The organism is Campylobacter sp. RM12640 (genome assembly GCF_020137595.1).
Taxonomy (GTDB): domain Bacteria; phylum Campylobacterota; class Campylobacteria; order Campylobacterales; family Campylobacteraceae; genus Campylobacter_E.
In genome coordinates, this window is sequence record NZ_JACGAU010000054.1 from 1 (window position 1) to 1,450 (window position 1,450).

2 protein-coding genes are annotated in these 1,450 nt (G+C 27.9%); both read left to right on the forward strand.

Going from position 1 to position 1,450, the window contains the following annotated elements:
• The coding region (locus tag AVBRAN12640_RS09825) for a molybdopterin dinucleotide binding domain-containing protein (protein ID WP_284444078.1) at positions 1-675 on the forward strand (675 nt) is incomplete at its 5' end.
• A gap of 107 nt (positions 676-782) precedes the next feature.
• A complete protein-coding gene (locus AVBRAN12640_RS09830; protein ID WP_336609169.1) occupies positions 783-1,331 on the forward strand; it encodes a hypothetical protein in 549 nt (182 codons plus the stop codon).
• The last annotated feature ends 119 nt before the right edge of the window (positions 1,332-1,450 follow it).

The window sequence follows — 1,450 nt, forward strand, 5'->3', positions numbered from 1 at the left end:
GGCCTATCAATGCCAACCTTTGATGAGTTCTGGGCTAAAGGCTATGTAGAATTTAAAGCTCCTGAAGAAGCTAAAAATTTCGTAAAAATGAAAGATTTTAGAGATGACCCAATTACTAATAGATTAGGAACTCCAAGTGGTAAGATAGAGATATTTTCTAAAAAGATTGATAAGTTTGGCTATGATGATTGCAAAGGCTTAGTTCAATTTTATGAACCAGCTGAATATTTAGGAAATGCTAAAAAATATAAATTAAATCTAATCACTCCACATCCAAAGTATAGATTACACTCACAACTTAATAATACTTTTTTAAGAGATTTTGAAGAAGTAGAAGGAAAAGAAAGCTTATGGATGAATCCAATTGATGCAAAAGCTCGTGGTATTAAAAATGGAGATATAGTTCGTATATTTAATGATAGAGGGGAAATACTAGGTGGTGTTTTAGTAACTGAATATGTTAAACCTGGTGTAATTAGAATGCAAGAAGGCTCTTGGTATAATCCTAACAAAAAAGGCTTATGCTTACACGGAGATGTGAATGTGCTTATAGCTGATATTCCAAGTAGCAAACTTGCTTGTGGTAATCAAGCAACTGCTTTAGTAGAAATAGAAAAATATACTAAAGAAATTCCAGCACTTGATTTATTTAGACAACCAAAGTTTAAAGCATAAATTAAATAAAGCCTAAAAGTATATTTTAGGCTTTAAAAATACTTATTAAGATAAGTAATAAAAACAAATAATAATAAGTATAAAAACATTTATAAGGATAATAAAAAATGAAAAAACTAATATTATTAAGTTTAATTACAAGCTCATTATTAGCTAATAATTATGCTTTAGAAAACACTCCTTTAAGTATTAATAATAAAACAATAGGAACAATTATTATAGGAACTAAGTTTGATATAGTTAAAAATGATAATAATAAAAGTGAGATAAAACTTACAGGCTATCGTCCTAAAGGTGGAAAAGCTATTTATGATACTTTAGGTGTCTTATCAAATAGCGTAAATCTTGATGATGCTAATGCTGTTAAAGTAATAGGAACTAAAGTAGATGATTATGATAATACTTGGGAAGTAGTAGAGATAGTAGCTAGTGTTGATAATACTAAGATTACAAATAAAGATATTATAGAAGATGGTAAGGCATTATTTGAAGAAAGATGTGGCATATGCCATGCTTTACATTCTTATGATGAATTTAGTAAAAATGTATGGCCAAGCACAATTAAATCTATGCAAGATAATGCAAGTTTAGATGAGAATGAATACTATCAAGTAGTAAAATACCTACAAAGAGTAGCTCCTGGTGATGATGAGTGAGTATGTTTTTAAAAGTGTAAGTAAATACTAAAAAAGATTAAGGAATTTAAAAGTTTGTTTTTAAATTCCTTTTGAGTGTTTTTTAAAATATCTTAGTGGTTTATTAGGTTTTAAAATAT

Coding starts and splice junctions, on each gene's coding strand:
- AVBRAN12640_RS09830 (WP_336609169.1), top strand. CDS start 783: ATGAAAAAACTAATATTATTAAGTTTAATTACAAGCTCATTATTAGCT.